This window comes from Clostridium sp. USBA 49 (genome assembly GCF_900167505.1).
GTDB lineage: Bacteria > Bacillota > Clostridia > Clostridiales > Clostridiaceae > Clostridium_AT > Clostridium_AT prolinivorans.
The window spans coordinates 1-1,002 of record NZ_FUYD01000030.1; the positions used below are offsets into that span (position 1 = coordinate 1).

The window sequence follows — 1,002 nt, forward strand, 5'->3', positions numbered from 1 at the left end:
AGAAGTACCGTGAGGGAAAGGTGAAAAGAACCCCGGGAGGGGAGTGAAATAGAACCTGAAACCGTGTGCTTACAAACAGTCAGAGGACGTTAATGTCTGATGGCGTGCTTTTTGTAGAACGAGCCAGCGAGTTACGATGTGCAGCAAGGTTAAGTACTTAAGGTACGGAGCCGAAGGGAAACCGAGTCTGAATAGGGCAAATAGTTGCATGTCGTAGACCCGAAACCGGGTGACCTATCCATGGACAGGTTGAAGCGGAAGTAAAATTCCGTGGAGGACCGAACCACATTGGTGTTGAAAAACCATGGGATGAGCTGTGGATAGCGGAGAAATTCCAATCGAACTCGGAGATAGCTGGTTCTCCTCGAAATATCTTTAGGGATAGCGTCGGGAAATTAAGTAGTGGAGGTAGAGCACTGAATGGGCTAGGGGCCTTTTAGGTTACTGAACCCTATCAAACTCCGAATGCCATATACTTGTATCCCGGCAGTCAGACTGCGAGTGATAAGATCCGTAGTCAAAAGGGAAACAGCCCAGATCATCAGCTAAGGTCCCAAAGTGTAAGTTAAGTGGAAAAGGATGTGGGATTTCTAAGACAACTAGGATGTTGGCTTAGAAGCAGCCACTCATTTAAAGAGTGCGTAATAGCTCACTAGTCGAGAGATCCTGCGCCGAAGATGTCCGGGGCTAAAACTTACCACCGAAGCTATGAATGTGCCGTACGGCACGTGGTAGAGGAGCTTTCTGCATTGGCTGAAGTCATACCGTGAGGAGTGGTGGACGATGCAGAAGTGAGTATGCTGGCATAAGTAGCGAGAAATGAGTGAGAATCTCATTGGTCGAAAACCTAAGGTTTCCTGAGGAAGGCTCGTCCGCTCAGGGTTAGTCGGGACCTAAGCCGAGGCCGAAAGGCGTAGGTGATGGACAATCGGTTTATATTCCGATACCAGAAGTGGCGTTATTAGAGAAGGAGTGACGCAGAAGGATAAGGTGTGCACACTG

Annotated in this window: 1 rRNA gene; it reads left to right on the forward strand. The window is 48.6% G+C overall.

Annotated elements, in window-relative coordinates:
- Nucleotides 1-1,002, forward strand: a 23S ribosomal RNA gene (locus B5D11_RS12480); the annotation flags it as partial.